The organism is Brevibacterium casei CIP 102111 (assembly GCF_900169275.1).
In the GTDB taxonomy this organism is placed as follows: Bacteria; Actinomycetota; Actinomycetes; order Actinomycetales; family Brevibacteriaceae; genus Brevibacterium; species Brevibacterium casei.
This window is the reverse complement of record NZ_FXZC01000004.1, coordinates 337,351-356,644: the sequence shown is the minus strand read 5'-3', so window position 1 is coordinate 356,644 and position 19,294 is coordinate 337,351. Positions and strand designations below refer to the sequence as shown.

17 protein-coding genes are annotated in these 19,294 nt (G+C 66.0%); 9 read left to right on the top strand and 8 right to left on the bottom strand.

All coding sequences use genetic code 11. From position 1 onward, the window contains the following. Positions 1-85 precede the first annotated feature (85 nt). A complete protein-coding gene (locus tag BC102111_RS11475; RefSeq protein WP_101624386.1) occupies positions 86-910 on the top strand; it encodes an amidohydrolase family protein in 825 nt (274 codons plus the stop codon). A 195-nt stretch (positions 911-1,105) separates the two neighbouring features. Here the strand turns inward: BC102111_RS11475 and BC102111_RS11470 are convergent, their stop codons facing one another. From BC102111_RS11470 to BC102111_RS11455, 4 genes are all read right to left on the bottom strand, one after another. Continuing rightward, a complete protein-coding gene (locus BC102111_RS11470) occupies positions 1,106-1,924 on the bottom strand; it encodes an ABC transporter permease (RefSeq protein ID WP_232252549.1) in 819 nt (272 codons plus the stop codon). A 2-nt stretch (positions 1,925-1,926) separates the two neighbouring features. Next, on the bottom strand, positions 1,927-2,955 hold the full coding sequence (locus BC102111_RS11465) for an ATP-binding cassette domain-containing protein (protein ID WP_101624384.1): 1,029 nt from the start codon (positions 2,953-2,955) through the stop codon (positions 1,927-1,929). 384 nt (positions 2,956-3,339) lie between these two features. Further along, entirely contained in the window at positions 3,340-4,182 is an 843-nt protein-coding gene (locus BC102111_RS11460; RefSeq protein WP_180960627.1) for a DUF4097 family beta strand repeat-containing protein, read from the bottom strand. After that, positions 4,179-4,682, bottom strand: a complete 504-nt coding sequence (locus tag BC102111_RS11455; RefSeq protein ID WP_101624382.1) for a toxin-antitoxin system HicB family antitoxin — start codon at positions 4,680-4,682, stop codon at positions 4,179-4,181. The genes BC102111_RS11460 and BC102111_RS11455 overlap by 4 nt, the downstream gene beginning before the upstream one ends. 109 nt (positions 4,683-4,791) lie before the next feature. On the opposite strand from BC102111_RS11455, the gene BC102111_RS11450 reads away from it, so the two are divergent. The 6 genes from BC102111_RS11450 to BC102111_RS11425 all read left to right on the top strand — a co-directional run bounded on the left by BC102111_RS11450 (position 4,792) and on the right by BC102111_RS11425 (position 11,900). Further along, the gene (locus tag BC102111_RS11450) at positions 4,792-6,489 is read left to right on the top strand and encodes an ABC-ATPase domain-containing protein (RefSeq protein WP_101624381.1); all 1,698 of its coding nucleotides are present in this window, start codon (positions 4,792-4,794) and stop codon (positions 6,487-6,489) included. Between the two features lie 172 nt (positions 6,490-6,661). Next, on the top strand, positions 6,662-7,834 hold the full coding sequence (srmL, locus tag BC102111_RS11445; RefSeq protein ID WP_101624380.1) for a PheS-related mystery ligase SrmL: 1,173 nt from the start codon (positions 6,662-6,664) through the stop codon (positions 7,832-7,834). A gap of 634 nt (positions 7,835-8,468) precedes the next feature. Next, positions 8,469-9,029 carry a hypothetical protein gene (locus BC102111_RS17555; RefSeq protein ID WP_146001419.1) on the top strand — a complete coding sequence of 187 codons (561 nt, stop codon included), beginning with the start codon at positions 8,469-8,471 and terminating at the stop codon, positions 9,027-9,029. Further along, a complete protein-coding gene (locus BC102111_RS11435; RefSeq protein WP_101624378.1) occupies positions 9,026-9,955 on the top strand; it encodes a hypothetical protein in 930 nt (309 codons plus the stop codon). The genes BC102111_RS17555 and BC102111_RS11435 overlap by 4 nt, the downstream gene beginning before the upstream one ends. After that, complete coding sequence (locus tag BC102111_RS11430) at positions 9,946-11,229, top strand: hypothetical protein (RefSeq protein ID WP_101624377.1); 1,284 nt, start codon at positions 9,946-9,948, stop codon at positions 11,227-11,229. Before BC102111_RS11435 ends, BC102111_RS11430 begins: the two co-directional genes overlap by 10 nt. After that, positions 11,226-11,900 (top strand): ABC transporter ATP-binding protein, encoded by a 675-nt coding sequence (locus tag BC102111_RS11425; RefSeq protein ID WP_101624376.1) that lies wholly within the window; start codon positions 11,226-11,228, stop codon positions 11,898-11,900. Before BC102111_RS11430 ends, BC102111_RS11425 begins: the two co-directional genes overlap by 4 nt. Before the next feature lie 194 nt (positions 11,901-12,094). Here BC102111_RS11425 and BC102111_RS11420 read toward each other — a convergent pair whose 3' ends face one another. Continuing rightward, entirely contained in the window at positions 12,095-14,482 is a 2,388-nt protein-coding gene (locus tag BC102111_RS11420; protein WP_101624375.1) for a thioredoxin domain-containing protein, read from the bottom strand. Between the two features lie 190 nt (positions 14,483-14,672). Between BC102111_RS11420 and BC102111_RS11415 the strand changes: the two genes are divergently transcribed. Further along, positions 14,673-15,143, top strand: a complete 471-nt coding sequence (locus tag BC102111_RS11415; protein ID WP_101624374.1) for a pyridoxamine 5'-phosphate oxidase family protein — start codon at positions 14,673-14,675, stop codon at positions 15,141-15,143. Positions 15,144-15,150: 7 nt separating this feature from the next. On the opposite strand, the gene BC102111_RS11410 is transcribed toward BC102111_RS11415, so the two are convergent. Together BC102111_RS11410 and BC102111_RS11405 are read right to left on the bottom strand one after the other, a co-directional pair. Beyond that, entirely contained in the window at positions 15,151-15,966 is an 816-nt protein-coding gene (locus BC102111_RS11410) for a glycerophosphodiester phosphodiesterase (protein WP_101624373.1), read from the bottom strand. A 199-nt stretch (positions 15,967-16,165) separates the two neighbouring features. Continuing rightward, positions 16,166-16,873 carry a hypothetical protein gene (locus BC102111_RS11405; RefSeq protein ID WP_101624372.1) on the bottom strand — a complete coding sequence of 236 codons (708 nt, stop codon included), beginning with the start codon at positions 16,871-16,873 and terminating at the stop codon, positions 16,166-16,168. Positions 16,874-17,165: 292 nt separating this feature from the next. On the opposite strand from BC102111_RS11405, the gene BC102111_RS11400 reads away from it, so the two are divergent. Then, the gene (locus BC102111_RS11400; RefSeq protein WP_101624485.1) at positions 17,166-18,653 is read left to right on the top strand and encodes an alanine/glycine:cation symporter family protein; all 1,488 of its coding nucleotides are present in this window, start codon (positions 17,166-17,168) and stop codon (positions 18,651-18,653) included. Positions 18,654-18,845: 192 nt separating this feature from the next. On the opposite strand, the gene BC102111_RS11395 is transcribed toward BC102111_RS11400, so the two are convergent. After that, positions 18,846-19,247, bottom strand: coding sequence for an ectoine synthase (locus BC102111_RS11395; RefSeq protein ID WP_101624371.1), 402 nt, complete (start codon positions 19,245-19,247; stop codon positions 18,846-18,848). Positions 19,248-19,294: the final 47 nt, after the last annotated feature.

Genomic DNA, 19,294 nt, shown 5'->3' with positions numbered 1-19,294 from the left:
TCCCGATCGGCCGTTCATCAGTCGGCGGCGATCAGCACAGGCGGCACTACGGGTACAGGCTGCGACCTCTGTGTACGTTGGAGTCATGACCGACCCTCGGCGCGTGTTCGACGCGCACTTTCACATCATCGATCCCGCACACCCGCTCGTCGAGAACGACGGCTTCCTGCCGGACCCGTTCACCGTCGCCGACTATCGCGCCCGCGTCGCCCACCTCGGGGCAACGCCCGACCGCGAGTCACCGACGACCGAGGAGTCGGCCTTCGCTGTCCGCGGCGGGGCCGTCGTGTCCGGGTCGTTCCAGGCCTTCGATCAGGGCTACCTCGTCGAGGCTCTGCGCGCGCTGGGTCCGAGCTTCGTCGGGGTCACCCAGCTGCCGGCGGACACCCCTGATGCGCGGATCCTGGAGCTCGCCGAGGCGGGCGTGCGCGCCGTGCGGTTCAACGTCGCCCGCGGCGGCTCAGCTCAGCTCGACGACCTCGACCGCTTCGCCCGCCGGGTCCACGATCTCGCCGGGTGGCACACCGAGCTCTACATCGACGCCCGGACGATCGACTCCGAACTGGCCGGTCGCATCGTCGCGCTGCCGGCGGTGAGCATCGACCATCTCGGCATGCACTCTGATGGCCTGCCGACGCTGCTCCGACTCGTCGAGCGCGGAGTCAAGGTCAAGGCCACCGGGTTCGGTCGCGTCGACCTCGACCCCGCCGAGGCGGCCCGCCGTATCGTCGACACCGACCCGAGGGCGCTCATGGTCGGCACCGACCTGCCTTCGACGCGGGCCCGGCGCCCGTTCGCCGACGACGATCTGCGACTCATCGAGAGTGTGCTCACCCCCGCCGAGGCTGACGCCGTGTTCTGGGACAATGCCGCCGCCTTCTACCTCGGGGAGGTCGGGACGCGGGAGTGAACACCGGGGTGACAGGACATCAGCCAGGGCTGAACACCGGCCCTGAGCGGAACACCGGTGGGGCAACCTTTCGGCCAGGGAGCGTGCGGACCTCGGACCGGCGCAGCCTCCGACATCGCACGACCGCCGGGCCCCGGCGCCGTCGATGACTCGACGATGACGGGGACCCGGCGGCCGCCTCGGCGAGGGAAGGCCCTACTGCGCAGCCCGACGTTCGTACGCGACGCGGGCGAGGACGTAGCCGAGGATGCCGATGCCGCCCAGCCACAGCAGTGCGATCCACCAGTCGGCGCCGATCGGGGTGCCCATGAGCAGGCCGCGGACGGTTTCGATGATGGGCGTGAACGGCTGCCAGTCGGCGAAGGCCTGGATCCACCCGGGCATCGTGTCGGTGGGCACGAATCCGGAGCCGATCATCGGCAGGAGCATGAAGATCATCGGGAGGTTGCTCGCGGATTCGACGGACTTCGCGGTGACGCCGAGGGCGACGGAGAGCCAGCCGAGGGCGAGAATGATCGCCGCGGCGAACCCGGCGAAACCGAGCCAGCCGACGGCGTCGGCGTGGGGGCGGAAGCCGATGGCCACTCCGACGAGGATGACGAGGACGATGGCGACGCACTGCTGGAGGCCGTTGCCGATGACGTGGCCGGCCATGACGGCGCCGCGCGAGATCGACATCGACCGGAACCGGGTGACGATGCCCTCGTTCATGTCCTGGGAGACCGAGAGCGCGGTCAGCTGCATGCCGCCGGCGATCGTCAGCACGATCATCCCCGGCATGATGTAGTCGAGATAGTCCCCGGCGTCGCCGCCGAGCCCGCGCCCGAGCGTCCCGCCGAAGACGAAGACGGCGAGGAGGAGGATCGCGACCGGGGCGACGACGAGGAAGATCCAGACGGGGTAGCGGGCGGCGTGGACGAACTGCCGCCGCACCATCGTCGCCGTGTCCGACCAGGCATGTCGAAGCGGGCGGGAGTGCGTCTGCGGGGCGGGGGTAGAAAGTGTCGTGGCCATCATCATCGGTCCTTCGGCTCGGTGGGTGCGGGGTCTTGTGTGGCGGGGGCGGTGGCGTGGCCGGTGCGGGCGGTCCCGGAGGGCGCCGTATCGGGCTGCGCGGGGACGGCACCGTGGCCGGTGAGGGCGAAGAAGACGTCGTCGAGGCTCGGCGTCTCGACCGTGATTCCGAGCGGTTCGATCCCCGCCGTTTCGAGGCCGGTGAGGATCTGCCGCAGGTGTCCGGCTCCCCCGTCGCCGGCCACGGACAGGGACAGCGCCTCGGATCGTGCGCTCGCCTCAGGCCAGAGGCTGCGGGCCCGGTCGAAATCCGTCGCCGAGGCGAAGGCGAGGTCGACGTGCCCGCCGGGGATGAGCCGCTTGAGCCCGGCCGCGGTGTCGTTCGCGACGATGCGTCCGCCGTCGAGGACGGCGATCCTGTCGGCGAGCGCGTCGGCCTCGTCGAGGTACTGGGTGGTGAGGAAGATCGTCACCCCGGAGGCGACGAGCTCGGAGACGATGTCCCACATCGTGCGGCGACTGCGCGGGTCGAGACCGGTCGTCGGCTCGTCGAGGAAGACGAGTCGGGGTCGGGCGATGAGCGTCATCGCCAGATCGAGGCGCCTGCGCATGCCGCCGGAGTACGTCGACGCCCGCTTCGATGCGGCATCGCCGAGGTCGAAGCGCTCGAGCATCTCGTCCACGCGCTGGCGCTGCTGCGACTTCGGCAGGTGGGCGAGGGCGGCGACGAGGGCGAGGTTCTCGCGACCGGTGAGGAGGCCGTCGATCGCAGAGAACTGCCCGGTCAGGCCGATGAGGGGCCTCACCTGCGAGCCTTGGCGGACGACGTCGAGGCCGAACACCTCGGCGCGACCGCCGTCAGGTCGCTGCAGGGTGGAGAGGATGTTCACCGTCGTCGTCTTGCCGGCGCCGTTGGGGCCGAGGAGGGCGAACACCTCCCCCGCGGCGACCTCGAGGTCGATGCCGTCGAGGACGCTCTTGTCCCCGTAGGACTTCATCAGCCGTGTGGTGCTGATCGCGAGATCCGACATGGGATCCTCCTGGTTCCCGGCTCGATGAGCCGTCGATGGGTGGGTTGGGTGTCGATGAATGTGTGGGGTGTGGGGTGTCACGGGTGATGCTTGGTTTCTGACCCTGTTTTCGGGCGCGCTCGACCGCGGTCGGCGGTCCGGGCCGGTTTTCGGGTGCGTTCGTCCAGGGCAGGTGGTCGATGAAGGGTGAGAGTGGCGGTCGGATGGGCCGCGTGCCCTGGTCGATGATCCGCCAGGCGGCCTGGGGAGTCGCCCCGAGGTCTGTGCGCGATGTCAGCCCGCTGAGTCAGTGCGCTGCGTCAGTCCGTTGAGTCGGCGCGCGGCGTCAGTCCGTTGAGTCAGCGCGCGCGGTCAGCGCAGCGTCAGCGCGGGGTCAGCGCCGCATCAGCGCGCGCGGTCGATGGCGATGTCGCCGAACTTCGTGTGCGCATGCACCTCCACGGGCTTCTCATCGCCGAGCGGGCCGGCGTCGGATTCGAGGTCGGTGCGCACGACACCCCGCTTCGAGTCGGCGTCGATCCACACCAGTGCTCCCGGTGCCACGGCGACGTCGATGCCGCCGAAGTTCGAGCCGAGCTCGAGACGGCCGCCGCGGGCACGGCTGACCCGCACGGTGCCGTGCCCCGAGGTCGCCGAGACGTCGCCGTCGACCTCGCCGAGGGCGATGCCGCCGGTCGCGGTGATGAGTTCGGCGGAACCGGCGAAGTCGTCGATGCGGATCGAACCGTGTCCCGACTTGATCCTGGTCTCGCCGCCCACGATGCGACCGATCTCGGCCTCACCGCTGGAGAGCTGGAGATCGGCACCGTCGGCCACCTCGGCGAGGGCGATGCTTCCGTGGCTGACCTTGGCACGGATCGACACCATGGTGTCACCTGTGACGTCACCGGCGGAGATCTTCAGTCGAACAGCGCCGAGGTGACCCCGCAGCCGCACCGCCCCCGCAGAGATGGTCGCCTCGAAGTCGGTGCCGGCGGGCACCGCGAGCCGGACGTCGGCCGATCCGTTCGCGCCGAGGAGCAGCCGCTTCTCGCCGGTGACGGCGATGCCGTTCTCGGTCTCGGTGACGGTGATCCGTTCGGCGGCCTCGCGGTCGGCGCTGCGGTCGGGGTTGGAGGGTTCGATCGTCACGTCGACGTCGGCCCGGTCGCTCGCGGTGACGAGCAGTGCGGCCGCGGGAACGTCGATCGTCACGGCCTGGTGGACTGTGGCAGTGGTGTCGGTCATCGCATCCATCCTGAGATTCGGCTGGTTCGGGTCCGGGCGGAGCCGCTGGTGTCGAGGCCGGCGGCGATGGCTCGCACGAGCCAGGCATTGAGCGACAGGCCTTCGGCCTTCGCCGCCTTCTCGGCGCGGGCTTTGATGGTGTCGGGCAGGCGCAGGGTCGTGCGGGAGGTGCTCGCCTCGTCGAGGTCGGGAGCCTCGCCGGCATCGTCGGACGGGGGCGGCTGACTCGCCGAGGCGGGTGCCGGCTCCGTCGCGTCGGGCAGCCCGTCGACGACGAAGTCGATGTCGCGGCCGCGGAGTCGGACGTCGATCGAGGCCGGTGCGATCGCCGTCGTCAGTTCGGCGCTGGCGTCGGTGAGGGCGTCGAGGATCGTCACCCGTGCGGCGGGTTCGAGGGCCGAAGCGAGACGACCGGCGACTTCGCGCGTGGTGTCATCGCCGGCCGCGGCAGCCGTCGCGAGCTGATTCTGCAGCTGTTCGACATGTCGTGTGATGTTCATGCATCCATGATGACACCATTCTGGTGTCATATGCAAGAGTCAATGACACCAGATTTTTCCAGCGGCTGAGCGAGCCCCACAGCGGCGCGTCGTCACGTAGCATTCACAGATGAGTCCTCAACGGTCCCCGCTCGCTGAGACGCTCCACGGTCTCGACGGCAGAAGCTACGGCAACTACAAGCAGATCACCGGGCAGTACCGGTTCGGACCGGTCACGCTCATCGTCGATCGGGTCCAGGTCGATCCCTTCGCCTCCCCCTCGAAGGTGCGGGTGCGCGTCGACCGCGCCGACGCCGGGTTCCCGGCCGACCTCACGACCGATCGCCTCGACCGGATCGGAGTCTCCGACTTCCTCCTGCGGGCCGGCAATGCCGTGCTGCGGAAGCAGCATGGGCGCGCGATCAACCTCGGCCATCCCGGCCAGGAGGTCCTCGAGCGGACGAACGTCATCATCGACGACGCCGGGTTCGAGGCGCGTCTGCTCGTCAACCTGCCCGCCCGCGGGCGGCGCATCCTCGGGCACCAGGCCGCCGACACCGTCACCCGCGACGTCGTCGAACTCGCCCGGCAGATGTTCCTCTTCGCCAACGTCGACGGCGAGGCGCTGGCCGACCACGTGCAGCTGCTGCGCGATCAGACTGAGCTGCAGGGCCGCCTCGGCGAGGAGGATCTGCTCGGATTCGTCGGCAACGGTGCGATCCTGCCCCGCCGGTCGGGCGACTCGGATCGTCCGATGGACGCCGAGGTGGCCGTGCCCTTCCGCAGTCCCGAGAGCCTCGAGCGGACCTTCGACCTCTCCAGCGGTCGCAGGGTCACAGGCATGGCGATCCCCCGCGGTGTCACCGTCATCGTCGGCGGCGGCTACCACGGCAAGTCGACGATCCTGCGCGCGCTCGAACGCGGCGTCTACCCGCACGTGGCCGGCGACGGGCGCGAATGGGTCATCACCGAGCCGACCGCGACGGCGATCCGGGCCGAAGACGGCCGCGCGGTGACCGGTGACGACATCTCGCCGTTCATCAACAATCTGCCATCCGGCACTGACACGAGATTCTTCTCGACGACGAACGCGAGCGGCTCGACCTCGCAGGCGGCCAACCTCGTCGAGGCCGTCGAGGCGTCTGCGCAGACGCTGCTCATCGACGAGGACACCTCGGCGACGAACTTCATGATCCGCGACGAGCGGATGCGTGCCCTCATTCCTGCGAACCGGGAGCCGATCACACCCTTCGTCGAACGCGTCCGCCCGCTGCTCGCCGAACGGGGCGTCTCGACGGTGCTCGTCGCCGGTGGGTCGAGCGCATTCTTCGAGGTCGCCGACCTCGTCATTGCGATGGACGCCTATGTGCCGAGCAACGTCACGGAGAAGGCGCACGAGCTCGTAGGGGTCGATGCCGCCGATCTCGTCGCTGACGCCGAGTCCGGTGACGACGTCTTCGGCGATCCGCCTGCCAGGATCCCCACCGCCGATGCGCTCAAACCGGCGGCGAAGACCAAGGGAGCGAAGGCGAAGGGCCTCGACCTCATCCAGTTCGGCAAGTCCTTCATCGATCTCGCCGCGGTCTCCCAGCTCGTCGATCCCGAGCAGACGAACGGCGTGGCCGAGGCCCTGGAGTACATGGCGAAGATCTTCGACGGTCGCACCTCGGTCGTCGAGGCGCTGGCGGAGATCGAGGAGATGCTCGACGCGCAGGGCATCGACGGGCTCACCGGCCATCGCAGGCATCCCGGGCACGTGGCGAGGCCGCGCCCGCAGGAGATGGCGGCCGCCCTCAACCGCTACCGGGGTCTGCGCCTGGTCGAGTGAAGCTGCGGGCGGGTAGTCTGTGATCATGAGGTGGCACCAGCGATTTCCACACCCCCGGCCGGGCAACGGCGGCGGGGTCATCGTCGTGCCCATGTAGCACGGAGTCTCCGCAGGCACGGTCGGGGGCACAGCATCCTCACCGACCAGCCTGCACCGAATCGGAGACTCCCTCATGTCACACCTGACCGCACATGCCATCCGCGATTCCTACCTCAGCACTGATCAGCTTTCCCGCGCACTGAGCCTGCGTGACCTCACCGATCCGGACCAAGGTCCGCACGCGATGCAGACACTCCTCAATGAGATCGTCGAAGCACTTCACACGGTCTGGCAATCGACAACGAACCTCGTCCGCGCTTCACCCCTCGTGCCGGTTGCCGAGAACTACGACCGCCTGGGCTATCGAGCAGACGATGTCACCCGTGCCCGCCGCTACACCCGGTATGTCAGCTCCACCGTGATGCTGCGCAGCCACACAAGCGCCATGATCCCCACCGCACTGGATCGATATTCGCGTCCCGACAGCGACGAGACCACTGCTCGCACACTCCCACCCACAGTCGACGAACTCATCGTTGCCCCCGGCATGGTCTACCGCCGAGACGCGGTCGACCGCTCGCACGTCGGCGAGCCGCATCAGGTCGATCTGTGGCGCGTGCGCAACTCACCGTCGACAAGCCACGACGACTTACTCACCATGGTCAGCACCCTCGTCGAAGTGGTGCTCCCGGGAGCCCAATGGCGGGTCACCGACGCAGCCCATCCATATACGACTGGCGGCCTGCAGATCGACGTCCTCCATGACGGCACGTGGCTTGAACTCGCCGAATGCGGCCGGATCCACCCGGACGTCCTCCACGGTTCGGGACTCGATCCCACAGGATGGTCAGGTCTCGCGCTCGGCCTGGGGCTCGAGCGCGCCCTCATGCTCCGCAAAGGAATCCCGGACATCCGCTGCCTGCGCGCGAGCGAACCGCGGATCGCGGAGCAGATGCGCAATCTCCACCCCTGGAAGCACGTCTCAACGCTCCCGCCCGCCCGACGAGATCTCTCGGTGGTCGTGGCCGAGGACGAGGATGAAGAGACTCTCGGCGATCGCGTTCGCGACCGCCTCGGCGAGGATGCTGAAGTCGTCGAATCCGTCACGGTTCTCTCCCGCACCCTCCACCATGACCTGCCTCAGTCGGCCCGTGACCGGCTGCGCACTCGCGATGGGCAGGCCAACGTACTGGTGCGACTCATCCTGCGCCCCCTCGACCGCACACTGACCTCGGACGAGGCCAACGCCATCCGCAATCGGATCTACACCGCAATCCACGAAGGGCCGGTGATGGAGCTGATCTGACAGAGGAACCGCGACCTCGACCCGGTTCCTCTGGATTGTGCAGGTGTCGCGCCCCATCCATGATTCGATCAACGACGCGTGCGAATCGTTCGTGCGAGGCTCTGCATTCTTCGGCTGCACAGTGGTCGATACTCGAGACACGGCAGAGTTGAGCCGCACACAGCAAAGGGCCGAATCCTGCCACGTCGTCGCGGACGAATTGGAGCAATGTCGTGTCGCTGTAGCGACCGGGCTCCCTACTGGCGTCGCGATCGAGGACGTCGCATACCACGGCGCGCCAATTCACTGCGAAGTCGACAACCAGACGTCGATCATCTGCGAGGGAACGAACGCTTAGCCTCGTGAAGCTCATCGTTCAGCGCGCGAACGGTCCGACGTAGATGAGCAAGGTATTCGCCGCGGCGACCGCACCGAAGACGAGACCCAGGCCACCGAGGCGATCGTTGCTCGAAGCCGACGGCTTCCGACCCCAATTGCAGCTTCGATCGCGCAGCGCCGCTTTCGGGTGCACGTGACAGGCAGTTCAATCGCGGCGTCGGGGTGTTCTCAAATTGGTCACGCGACTCCAGAGATGAACGACACGTACACATAATTTCCTCTGCGAAGATCGGCGTGATAAATGCGTCCATAAATCTTGACCAAGCATCGCAGAGCTATCATCACCGCCGCCAAGAATCAAACCGAAAATCTACCTCTGAAGCATGAAGACGAAACTCGTCATCCCCGCTATCGTGGCTCTCGCTGCTGTGCGCCTCACTTGCTTCGCGGCGAGGAAGAAGTGCTCTACTACACATGCATATCAGTTGACAATAGTAGAAGAATCAATCAAAAGGATGAAATGAGTTTCCTCATGAAACCTGCCAATGGCGTTGCGATTGCCGTAGTGGTCTCTGTCGCATCCGCAACGGCTGTGTCTGCAAGTGAACAACAGCCTCAAGTGTATGGAGGCTGGTCCGAAGAGAAGACAATCAAGGGCACGACCAATAAGCGGTCGCATGGATGGACGACGTGGAAGGGCGTGAAACACTATACGACTGCCCGTCTGGAACACTACTGGCCGAACAAGGGTGTCATTACAAGCTCGGGCAGGAAATACGGGACAGGAAAATCACAAGCGGTGACTAAGTGGGTTCCGTTCAATCCAAATGCCAAGAGCAACGGCTACGGCAAGGCTCGCACCTACTACGGACGATGAGGTCCTACCAGTATCTGATTGTGGGACTGTTGTTCGTCGTCATGTCGGTGGCTCTCCTGGGGGTCCGGATCTATGACACCCGGCAGTCCGAAATCACCCGAGAGGGCAACCATCTGCTCACGCAGCACATGGTTGCCTTCTCGGGCACGGCCCAAGAGGCACGTACCCTCCTTGACGAATCCTTGGGGCACTATTCCATCTTCCGCGACCTCGACGATGGCGGAGCAATTCGCGCCGTCGACAGCGATCGCCTCGATCTTCTCGAGCTTCCTATCCACGAGGGGCGCAGCTTTCGCCGTGGTGAGCAGCACGTGGCACTGGTCGGCGATCAGGTGCCTGTGACACGCGAGAACGGGGTGTCCGTCTACGAACTCGACGGAGTCGGATACGAGGTGATCGGTCGACTGGGTCGAGACAGTCGCAGTCTCCTGGCCGATGACGTCATCGTCGCCGATCGCGACATCGTGGACTCTCCGGATCTTCAGAGTGGAGTCATTCTCGACGGGCCTGCAATGGAGGAACAGGCAGCAGCGCTGCCGGCTGACAAGGTGACGAGGAGTGATGCCAGTGTCAATCGCCGAGCCAGGGTTGACCTCGTCTCGCCGGTCGTCGACTTCGTCGTTGTCGCTGTTGTGGGAATCTGCGCGGTGTTCACCGGGATCCTCGCCAGTCAGCTCTCGCGGCGGACCTTTCGGGTCGGGTTCCTGGTCGGGCGCAGCCCGCTGCGGATGTTCACGGTTGCTCTCATGGCACTCCTGTTGACCGCGGCCGTGGGAGCCGGACTCAGCCTCACCGCCGGACAGCACTTGTTCACTGAACTCCGAAGCAGCTCGGGAATCACAGTGGTTATGCCCGTGGTCATTGCGGTTCTGGCGTTCACTGGCGGGTCGTCCATCGAATACCTAAGGATGCGGAAATGGAGATAGTTCGCGATCTCAGACAGAACTGGGTCTTCGTTGTGATGAAGATGATCATTCTCGGGCTCGTGCTGACGTTGATCTACCAAGTGGTGGCGTTCGCCGGAATCAGCAAGAGCGAGATCTCGCGAAGCTTCTCAAGCGATGCCGAAGTCGACACGTACGGGGTCACCGATACTCTGGCCGACCCTGATGCGTTCTCCTCGTTCCGCGAATCAGGGGAGCGGCTTGATACTGTCGCTCGTTTCTACAACGAGCTCAACGGCAGTACCGAGATGCCGTTCCTCTCAGTGTTCGATCAGCCCGTTTCAATCCCTGACTTCCGAGGAGGACCCGAATTCGACGCCTCGCTCGAGGGTGGCTTGGACGCTGGCGGCGAGTATGTCGATGACGAGACCGGACAGCTCCTGACTGACGTCAGATCATTTCAGATGAATGAGCGGGCTTTCGACTTCTATTCACTCGAGGCGGTGGACGGTCCAGGAATCGACTGGTCGGAGGTCGACTATTCGACGCGGACGATTCCCGTGATTCTCGGCGCGGACTACTCGGGGATCTACGCCGTCGGCGACGTCGTGGAGGCCAGCTACTACTTCGAGGACTTCTCACTCGTCGTCAGTGGTTTCCTTCCCCCCGATTCGTCGATCTACTACCAGGGGGAACTCAATACGTTCCTCGATGATGCAGTCATCGTTCCGTATCCGCCAGTGATGGAGCGGACGACCGAAGCAAGTCAGTACTTCTTCGGGATACTCGCATTCGCGATGATCGCCGGTGACCTTGCAGTCGACACCGAGGCCGATTCGGACGAGGTGCTGCGTCATCTTGGAGAGGTCTCCACGCGTGCAGGATTCGACGACTTCACCGTTCTCAACGCACCGACGTACCTGGTGCAGTTCCAGTTGACGAGGCAACTCATCCAGGACAACACGGCCCTGCTCACCGGTATCGCGGTGCTGCTGATGATCTGCGTGGGACTGTCGAACGGAATCATCGGCGCACACGTCGCCAGGCGACGTTGGCGCATCCAGAAGATCGAGCATCTGCTCGGCGTCAGCAGCCGCGTGACACTGACCCGGATCATCACGGTGACTGCGGTCGAATACGCATGTCTGCTGATCGCGTTCGCGCTTCTTCTTCTGTCCGTTCCGCAGATGAATCTCGCCGCATTGGCACCGGTCGCGCTCATCGCGGTGGCCTGTCTCGTCATTGACAGTGCACTACAGGCTCTGCTGCGCACAAACAACATACGCAGGCATCTTCTGGAAGGAGAGGAATCATGACCGTGGAACTGCTGTCAGTGGGCAAGCGCATCAAAGAACCGAACGGGGAGACTCGAGTACTCTTCGACGATCTCGACTTCCGTCTCGGCCGGCCTCCGAGCGCCGTCGCGATCATGGGCAGAAGCGGCTCCGGCAAGACGTCGCTGCTGCGCATCATCGCGGGTCTCGACACGGGGTATACGGGAACATACACGTTCGAGGGTGAAACCGTCGACCGGGATGCGATTCGTCTGTCGCGCCTTCGCTGGTCATCGATCGGCTATGTGACACAGAGGTTCGATCTCCTCGACGATCGCAGTGCTCTGCGCAATGTGATGTTCGGCTGCCCGGACCGACGAACGGCGAAGGAACGATCTCAGGAGTGCCTCGAACGCCTGGGGATCGGCTCACTTGCACGCAAGCGGGTCAAGCAGCTCTCCGGCGGCGAAGCTCAGCGAGTCGCCATCGCACGGGCCATGGTGAAACGGCCCAGAGTCATCCTTGCCGACGAGCCCACCGGCTCGCTGGACCCAGAATCCGAAGATCGCATCCTCGGGGTCTTCGAGATCGTGAAGAGCATGGGCACGAGCCTGATCATCGCCACCCACAGTGAACGGGTCGCCGAGCGCTGCGACAGGATTCTGCATCTGAGCGACAGCCACCTGTGCGATTCGGCAGACAACACGTTGTGATCGACGCCAGCAGGCCAGTCTGAGTCACTTTTCGCCCGATCAGTCGGTTCTTGAACCGAGCGATCGGGCGAAAAGCGAATCACATGGATGAGGGGTCTTCACTAAGGGTTTCAGCGACCGGGGACCGCCCTCTGCTGGGTGGGATCCCCCGGCCACCGAGGCGACTGACCCTGGCGCCGAAGCGATTCCCGATCTCATCCGTCCAGCAGCTTGGCCAGCTCCTCGGCCGTCCTCACCGGCAGCGAGCATGCCGATCCCCGGCAGACGATCGCCGCGCCCTCGGGGACGGCGACCTCTTCCCCGTTCTCATCCGGCACCCCCGTCGAATCGGTGAGCACCGTGACCGCGGGATGCTTCGACGCGAGAGTGCGCAGAGCATCGTCGCGACTCGCGACGCGGACCGGGGCGAGCGCCCGTTCGGCCTGCCAGAGCGCGTGCCCGCACCCGCGCGGTGCCCGCTGGGCGAGCGCCCGATAGACCCCGAGCAGGCGGTCGCGCACCTCGAGGATCGTCCCCGTCGTCAGAGACTGGTGCCCGTCGGTCCGCCCGGTGACCGCATCGTCTCGATCACCGTCGCCGAGGCGCCCCTCCGACCCAGCACTGCCCTCGACTCCGAGTTCGCCGAGGAGGAGCATCGCCTCGGCGGCCGCTGCCCGCGCTGAGGGCAGGGCGTTGTCGACCGGATCGGAGCCGCGGACGCCGATGAGGTCATCGGGGGCCGAGTCGACGACTGTGAGAGTGCCGTCCTCGTTCCGCGAGGTGAACCTCTCGAGCATGACCGCGGCCATCTCGGTCAGCCCCGCCGGCGAGAGCGCGCCATCGTCGAAGCTCACCTGCGGCCGCGTATGCTCGCCCGCACCATCGGCCAGCCCGGCGTTGCGCAACTGGAGAACGGTGAGGCCGGCGACGAGCATTTGCGCCCAGTCGGCCAAGCCAGCGGCACCGGGCCCGGGATCGTTGCCGGTGAAGCTGCGCCGGACGTCGAGGTCGCGAACGGCCGGAACTTCGACCTCGTCTGGGGCCGCGTCGATGTCTCCGACTCCGGTGACGAACCGATTGTGCATCTCCTCCCAGAAGAACGCAGCGGCACTCCCCCACACGGAGGCGCGTTGATCCGGGTGACGGTAGAGGGCCGCCTCGGAGAGGGCCGTGATGGCCAGGGCATTCCATTCGGTGATCGTCTTCTCATCCCGCGCCGGACGAGGCCGCTCATCGAGGAGGTCCCGCAGCGCCAACCGCTGCCTCTCAGTGCCCTCGGTCGCCCACGGCGCGGGGTGATCGGCGTCGAAGGGCACGTCGTCTATTCCGAGCCAGTCGACGATCCGCGGTGCCCCGATGACCTGGCCCGGCAGCTCGGCGGCGGCCGGAGAATCGACGAGCTGGAGCACCCCGACACCGTCGACCGGTGCGAACTCCTCCGGCGTGACGACGTAGGCGGCCCCCTCCTCGAGCGTCCCGTCGGCGCCCAACGAGTCCGCGTCAAGGGCGGCGATGAAGCGGTCGCCGTCGGAGAGGTCGGCGAGCATGAACTCGGCGGTGTCGTCGATCTCGCGTTCGGCGAGGGCGAGCCACTTCGAGGTCGGGTCGAGGCTGCGCTCGACCTTGGCCCACGCGACGGCAGCGCGCAGGTAAAGGGCGTTGTCGTAGAGCATCTTCTCGAAGTGCGGGACGAACCACTGCCGGTCGACGCTGTAGCGGGCGATGCCGCCGCGGATCTGGTCGCGCATTCCGCCCGCGGCGATGTGGGCGAACGTCGACCGGACGGCGACGAGGCAGTCGAGGACGAGCTCACCGGTGAGGTGGCCGTCCGCGCCGAGGACGTTCAGCCGTCCTGTCCGCTTCGCCTCAGCGACGGGGTCTCCGTCATCGGATCCCTCCCCCGCCGAGGTGGTCCCGCCCAAGCGGACGAAAGTGGAGAGGAGTTGGAGGAGGTTCATCGACGGCGGGAACTTCGGGGCGCTGCCGAAGCCACCCCACGCGGGGTCGTAGGAGTCGAGGAGCGCAGCGGCGGCCGCGTCGAGCTCATCGGCCGTCAGGGACTCGGCGACCGCCTCGGCGGGGAGGGCGTCGGTGACGGCGGTGGCCATCTCGGCAAGCCCCCGGTCCATGCGCTGGGACATCTCGGTCACCTCGGCGCGGCGGTCCGTCCAGGTCTGGGACACGGCGTCGAGGACCTGGGTGAAGGAGGGAAGGTTGCCGCGCGGGGTCGGCGGGAAGTACGTGCCGGCGTAGAAGGGGCTGCCGGTCGGGGTCGCGAAGATCGTCATCGGCCAGCCGCCCTGCCCGCGCATCGCCTGGAGGGCGTTCATGTAGTGGGCGTCGATGTCGGGCAGCTCCTCCCGGTCGATCTTGATCGGGACGAAGCGGTCGTTGATGAGGGCGGCGACCTGGGGATCCTCGAAGGATTCGTGGGCCATGACGTGGCACCAGTGGCACGTGGAGTAGCCGATGGAGATGAGGAGGGGGAGGTCGCGGTCGGCCGCCTCGGCGAGGGACTCCTTCGTCCACATCCGCCAGTCGACGGGGTTCTCGGCGTGCGCGCGGAGGTAGGGGCTCGTCGATGCTGCGAGTTCGTTGGCCATGTCTCCAGCGTCTCATCTCCGCGCGGGGACCGCGAGGGCGGCAATCGCACCTGTGCCCGCGATGAGACGTCGGGTGCCGCATCGCGGCGGACTGCGCCTCACCGCCGACAGCTTTTCTACACTGTGTAGAAGAACCCGGGACGGCAGTCGCATCCGGCGACGGCCGCCGGGCCAGACAGGAGGCAGCGCGATGAATGCAGACCCGACCATGGTCCTCGGTGTCAACGAGTGCTGGGATCGACTGCGGAGCACGTCGATCGGATGCCTGGCCGTCATCGTCGGCGACGACGCTGATCTCCACCCGGAGATCTTCCCCGTCAACTACGCCGTCGATCACGCCTCGGTCGTCTTCCGCTCCGGGGAAGGCACGAAGGTCGAGGCGATCCACGACCATCCGCAGGTCGCCTTCGAGGTCGACGGATTCGATCCGGAGACCGGCACCGCGTGGAGCGTCGTCGTCAAGGGCACGGCGAAGCCGATCAACCGCACCGATGAGCTGCTCGACACGATCTCCCTCGACGTCACCCCGTGGCAGGGCGGCAGGAAGAACCGGTTCGTCCGCATCCACACCGGCGAGATCACCGGCCTGAGCTTTCCCGTCGCCGAGCCGGCGGAGTGGGACACCCCGCTGAGCGGAAAGCTTCGCGCTCCGCGGGAGTGAGCGGCGCCTACAGCTCCTCGACGACCTCGACGAGGACGTCGGGGACGTTGGTGATGATCCCGTCGGCGCCGTACTCGATCGACTTCTCCATGTCGGTGACGGCGTCGACTGTCCACACGAGGCTCGACATACCGAGCTCATGGACGGTCGTCAGGTACTCGGCATCAGCATCGATGTGCTCGGGATTGATCTGGTCGACCCACGCGGCGAACTCGCGCAGCTGCTCGAGCGTCGGGCGGCCGAGGAGACCGACGGGCACCTCGGGCGCGAGCTCGTGGAACTCGCGGACGAAGTCCCAGTCGGCGGACTGGACGACGAGGAGGCCGGCGGCAAGAGAGCGGTCGAGGTAGTCGGGCAGCTCATCGCAGGCACGGACGATCGCCTCGCCGATGCCGGGATAGAGGTTCGGGTGCTTGACCTCGAGGAGCAGACCGGTGCGGGTCGTGTGGACGAGTGCGAGCACCTCGGCGAGGGTGGGGACCTGCAGACCGACGAACGACTCGTCCTTCCAGCTGCCCGCGTCGAGTTCGGCGATCTCGGCCGCGGTCAGGGACTTCACTCTCGTGTCGGTGCGCTCGGGGTGGAGGGTGCGGATGTTCGTCGTCCGATCGAGGGTGACATCGTGGACGACGACGAGTTCGCCGTCCGCACTCAGGTGCACGTCGACCTCGATCATGTCCGCCCCCTGATCGATCCCGGCGACGAACGCCGGGATCGTGTTCTCAGGCCAGCCCGCGGACGCACCTCGATGTGCGATGACGAGCGGCGGCACCGGGGTGCGCACACCGCCCTTCGGCGGATGGGTGAGGACGGTGATGGGCATGGGGAGACTCCTTCGGGGATGATCGCCGAGGCGGTGCCGGTGGTGCCGTCATCGTGGTACCTCAAGGGCGATTGCGGATCAGCCTAGTCTCGGGAGGCGATGTGCGAGTGATGTTTGGGTTGCGCGCACGTGAATCCTGGATCGGAGCGAGCTGACTTCCGGGAGAATCGACGCTGGACGGATCTCGCGAACGGCCGCGTCAGCGTTTCGCGGTCTTCGACGTCGCCCCGGTCGCCCAGCTGACCTGATCGAACGTGACGCGGTAGGTCTTCTTGCCCTTCGACGTCACCTTGAGCGTCGTCTTTCCCTTCTTGGCGGAGACGGTCTTGATGGTCTTCCACGTGCTGCCGGACTTGACCTGGAACTTCACCTTCGGGTTGTAGTTGACCTTGCCGTAGTCCTCCGGGCTGTAGACCTTGGTCGTCGACGTCAGGGTAACCGTCTTCCCGCTGCGCTTGGCGGACAGTGAGGCGTAGGCCTTGCCGCGGACATAGAAGCTGCCCTTGGTGTGGTCGGCGCGTTCGATCTCCTGGTAGTCGCTGTAGTCGCCGTAGGAGTAGGCGCGGACCTCCGACGGCCCCAGCGTGTACTTGCCCGGGCCGTCGCTCGACGGGCAGATCTGCACCCGATCCTTCGTCCCTCCGCTGTAGGAGGCGAAGCTCGCCCATGTGCTCAGGCCGTTCCTGCCGTGTACATCTGTGTCGACCGACCAGTCATCGATGCCGGACTTCTTGTGCGTCATACGGACATCGGTGTTGATGCAGTCCCAGCTCGACACCACGACGTTGTCCGCGGACAGCTTGGTGACGTCGAACGAGACATTCGCGGCGTCCGCCGAGGCGGCGGGGGCGATGACGAGGGCAACGGCGACGAGCGCGGACATGGCGGCGCGACGGATGAGTTTCACGGAGACTCCATCAAGGGGAACTGAACAGGGTGGGTGCCGGAGTAGGAGTCTCAGAGGTATGCGTCGGCAGGTTGCGTCACGATGTCTTCGGGTCGAATCCATCGAAGCGTACCACGCCTGAAGTGCACGGCCGTGATCTCAGTCACCGACCGCCTCGGCGGGGGTGCCCTGACCTCGGCACGGAAGGATCACCGCACCTTCGGAACTCTCCCCAGGTGCGGCACGGCTCACAGCGGAGTGGCACAATGAGGTGAGGAAACTCTCAAGAACTCCTGACGAATTGGACCATCGCATGCAAACCCTCCAGGACCTCATCGCACTCGTCAATGACAGGCTCGGCTGGGTGCTCATCGTCGTCCTCATTGCCGTCGCCCTCTACCTGACCATCCGCACCGGCGTCGTCCAGCTGCGGATGCTGCCGGAGATGTTCCGCGTCATCGGCGAGAGCCCCGGGGAGAACAAGGACGGCACGAAGTCGATCTCCTCGTTCAAGGCCTTCTGGATCTCCGCGGCCTCGCGCGTGGGCACCGGCAACATCGCCGGCATCGCGCTCGCGATCTCGATCGGCGGTCCGGGCGCGATCTTCTGGATGTGGCTGATGGCGATCTTCGGCGCGGCCACCGCGTTCGTCGAATCCACTCTCGGTCAGCTCTACAAGGTCAAGGACAAGGACTCCTACCGCGGCGGTCCTGCCTACTACATGAGCGTCGGGCTCAAGCAGCCGTGGATGGGCGCGTTCTTCGCCGTCATCATCACCGTCACCTACGGCCTCGTGTTCAACTCGCTTCAGGCGAACTCGATCGTCGACGCCACCGCGACGAGCCTCAACGTCGACACGACGCAGAGCTTCTGGCTGCCGGTCGGCCTCGGCATCTTCCTCGCCCTCGTCACCGGCGCGGTCTTCCTCGGCGGAGTGCAGCGGATCTCAGCATGGTCCTCGGTCATCGTCCCGGTCATGGCCGGGGCCTACCTGCTGCTCGGCCTCCTCGTCGTCGCGATGAACATCACCGAGGTCCCCGCGATGATCGCGCTCATCTTCGAGAACGCGTTCGGCATCCAGTCCGTCGTCGGCGGCGGCATCGGCATCGTCATCCTCCAGGGCATCCGCCGCGGCCTCTTCTCCAACGAGGCCGGCATGGGTTCGGTCCCCAACGCCGCAGCCACCTCGTCGGTGTCGCACCCGGCCAAGCAGGGTCTCGTGCAGAGCCTCGGCGTCTACTTCGACACCATCCTCGTCTGCTCGATCACCGCGTTCATCGTCCTCCTGTCCAACCCCGTCTACGACGAGGCCCAGGGCGCCTCCCTCACCCAGACCGCACTGGCCTCGCAGCTGGGCACGTGGGCGGTGCACTTCCTCACCGTGGCGATCTTCCTCTTCGCGTTCTCCTCGATCCTCGGCAACTACTACTACGGCGAGGCGAACATCTCCTACCTGTTCAAGAAGAACGCGCGCCCGGCGATCATGACGTACCGTCTCATCGTCATGGCGGCCGTGTTCACCGGCTCAGTCATCGCCCTGCCGCTGGCCTGGTCGGCAGCCGACGTGTTCATGTCGATCATGGCGCTGACGAACCTCGTCGCCGTCTTCCTCCTCGGACGCATCGCGCTCAAGGTGCTCAAGAACTACACCGCTCAGCGCAAGCAGGGACTCGAGCCGGTCTTCAACCGCGATGACCTGCCCGGTGTCACCGGCATCGACGCGTGGGACGGTTCTGACGAAGTGACGACCCGCGCGTACTGGGAGAAGAAGGACGCTGCGAAGGGCGCGAAGACCCGCTGAGAGGGTTCCGGCCGGTCGCGGGTGCGGGCCGGCGGCGCGCTGGCGTGCAGCCCGACGGTGTTGCAAACAGAAGTGACCAGTTTCCGCCGAGATGGTCAGGTTGCGACCTGACCGATCCGGCGAAAACTGGTCACTTCTGCGCGTGAGGATTTCGGCAGAGAGCCCCCGAGCGCCTCAGAGTCCCTCAGCGCCTCACACTGCGGCGGTCTCCTCGACGATGAGCGGGTAGACGCCGTTCTCGTCGTGGACCTCGCGGCCGGTGACCGGCGGGTTGAACACGCACGCCATGCGCAACTCGGTGTTGGCGACGACGGTGTGCTTCTCGTGCCCGTCGAGGAGATACATCGTTCCGTCCGAGAGCGGGTAGGTCTTGCCCGTCTCCTCGTCGGTGAGCGTCCCCTCGCCTTGCACGCAGTACACGGCTTCGATGTGGTTCTGGTAGTGGAACGTCGAGCGTGTGCCGGCGTAGATGACGGTGTCGTGGAAGGAGAAGCCGACGCCCTCACGTCCGAGCACCATCCGGCGGCTGCGCCACGTCTCGGACTGGACGTCGCGGTCGGTGTCGTTGAGGTCGTCACGGTTGATCACGTACATGGAGAGTCCTTTCGAAGTGGTAAGTCTGCGGTCCTGCCCAGCGTTCT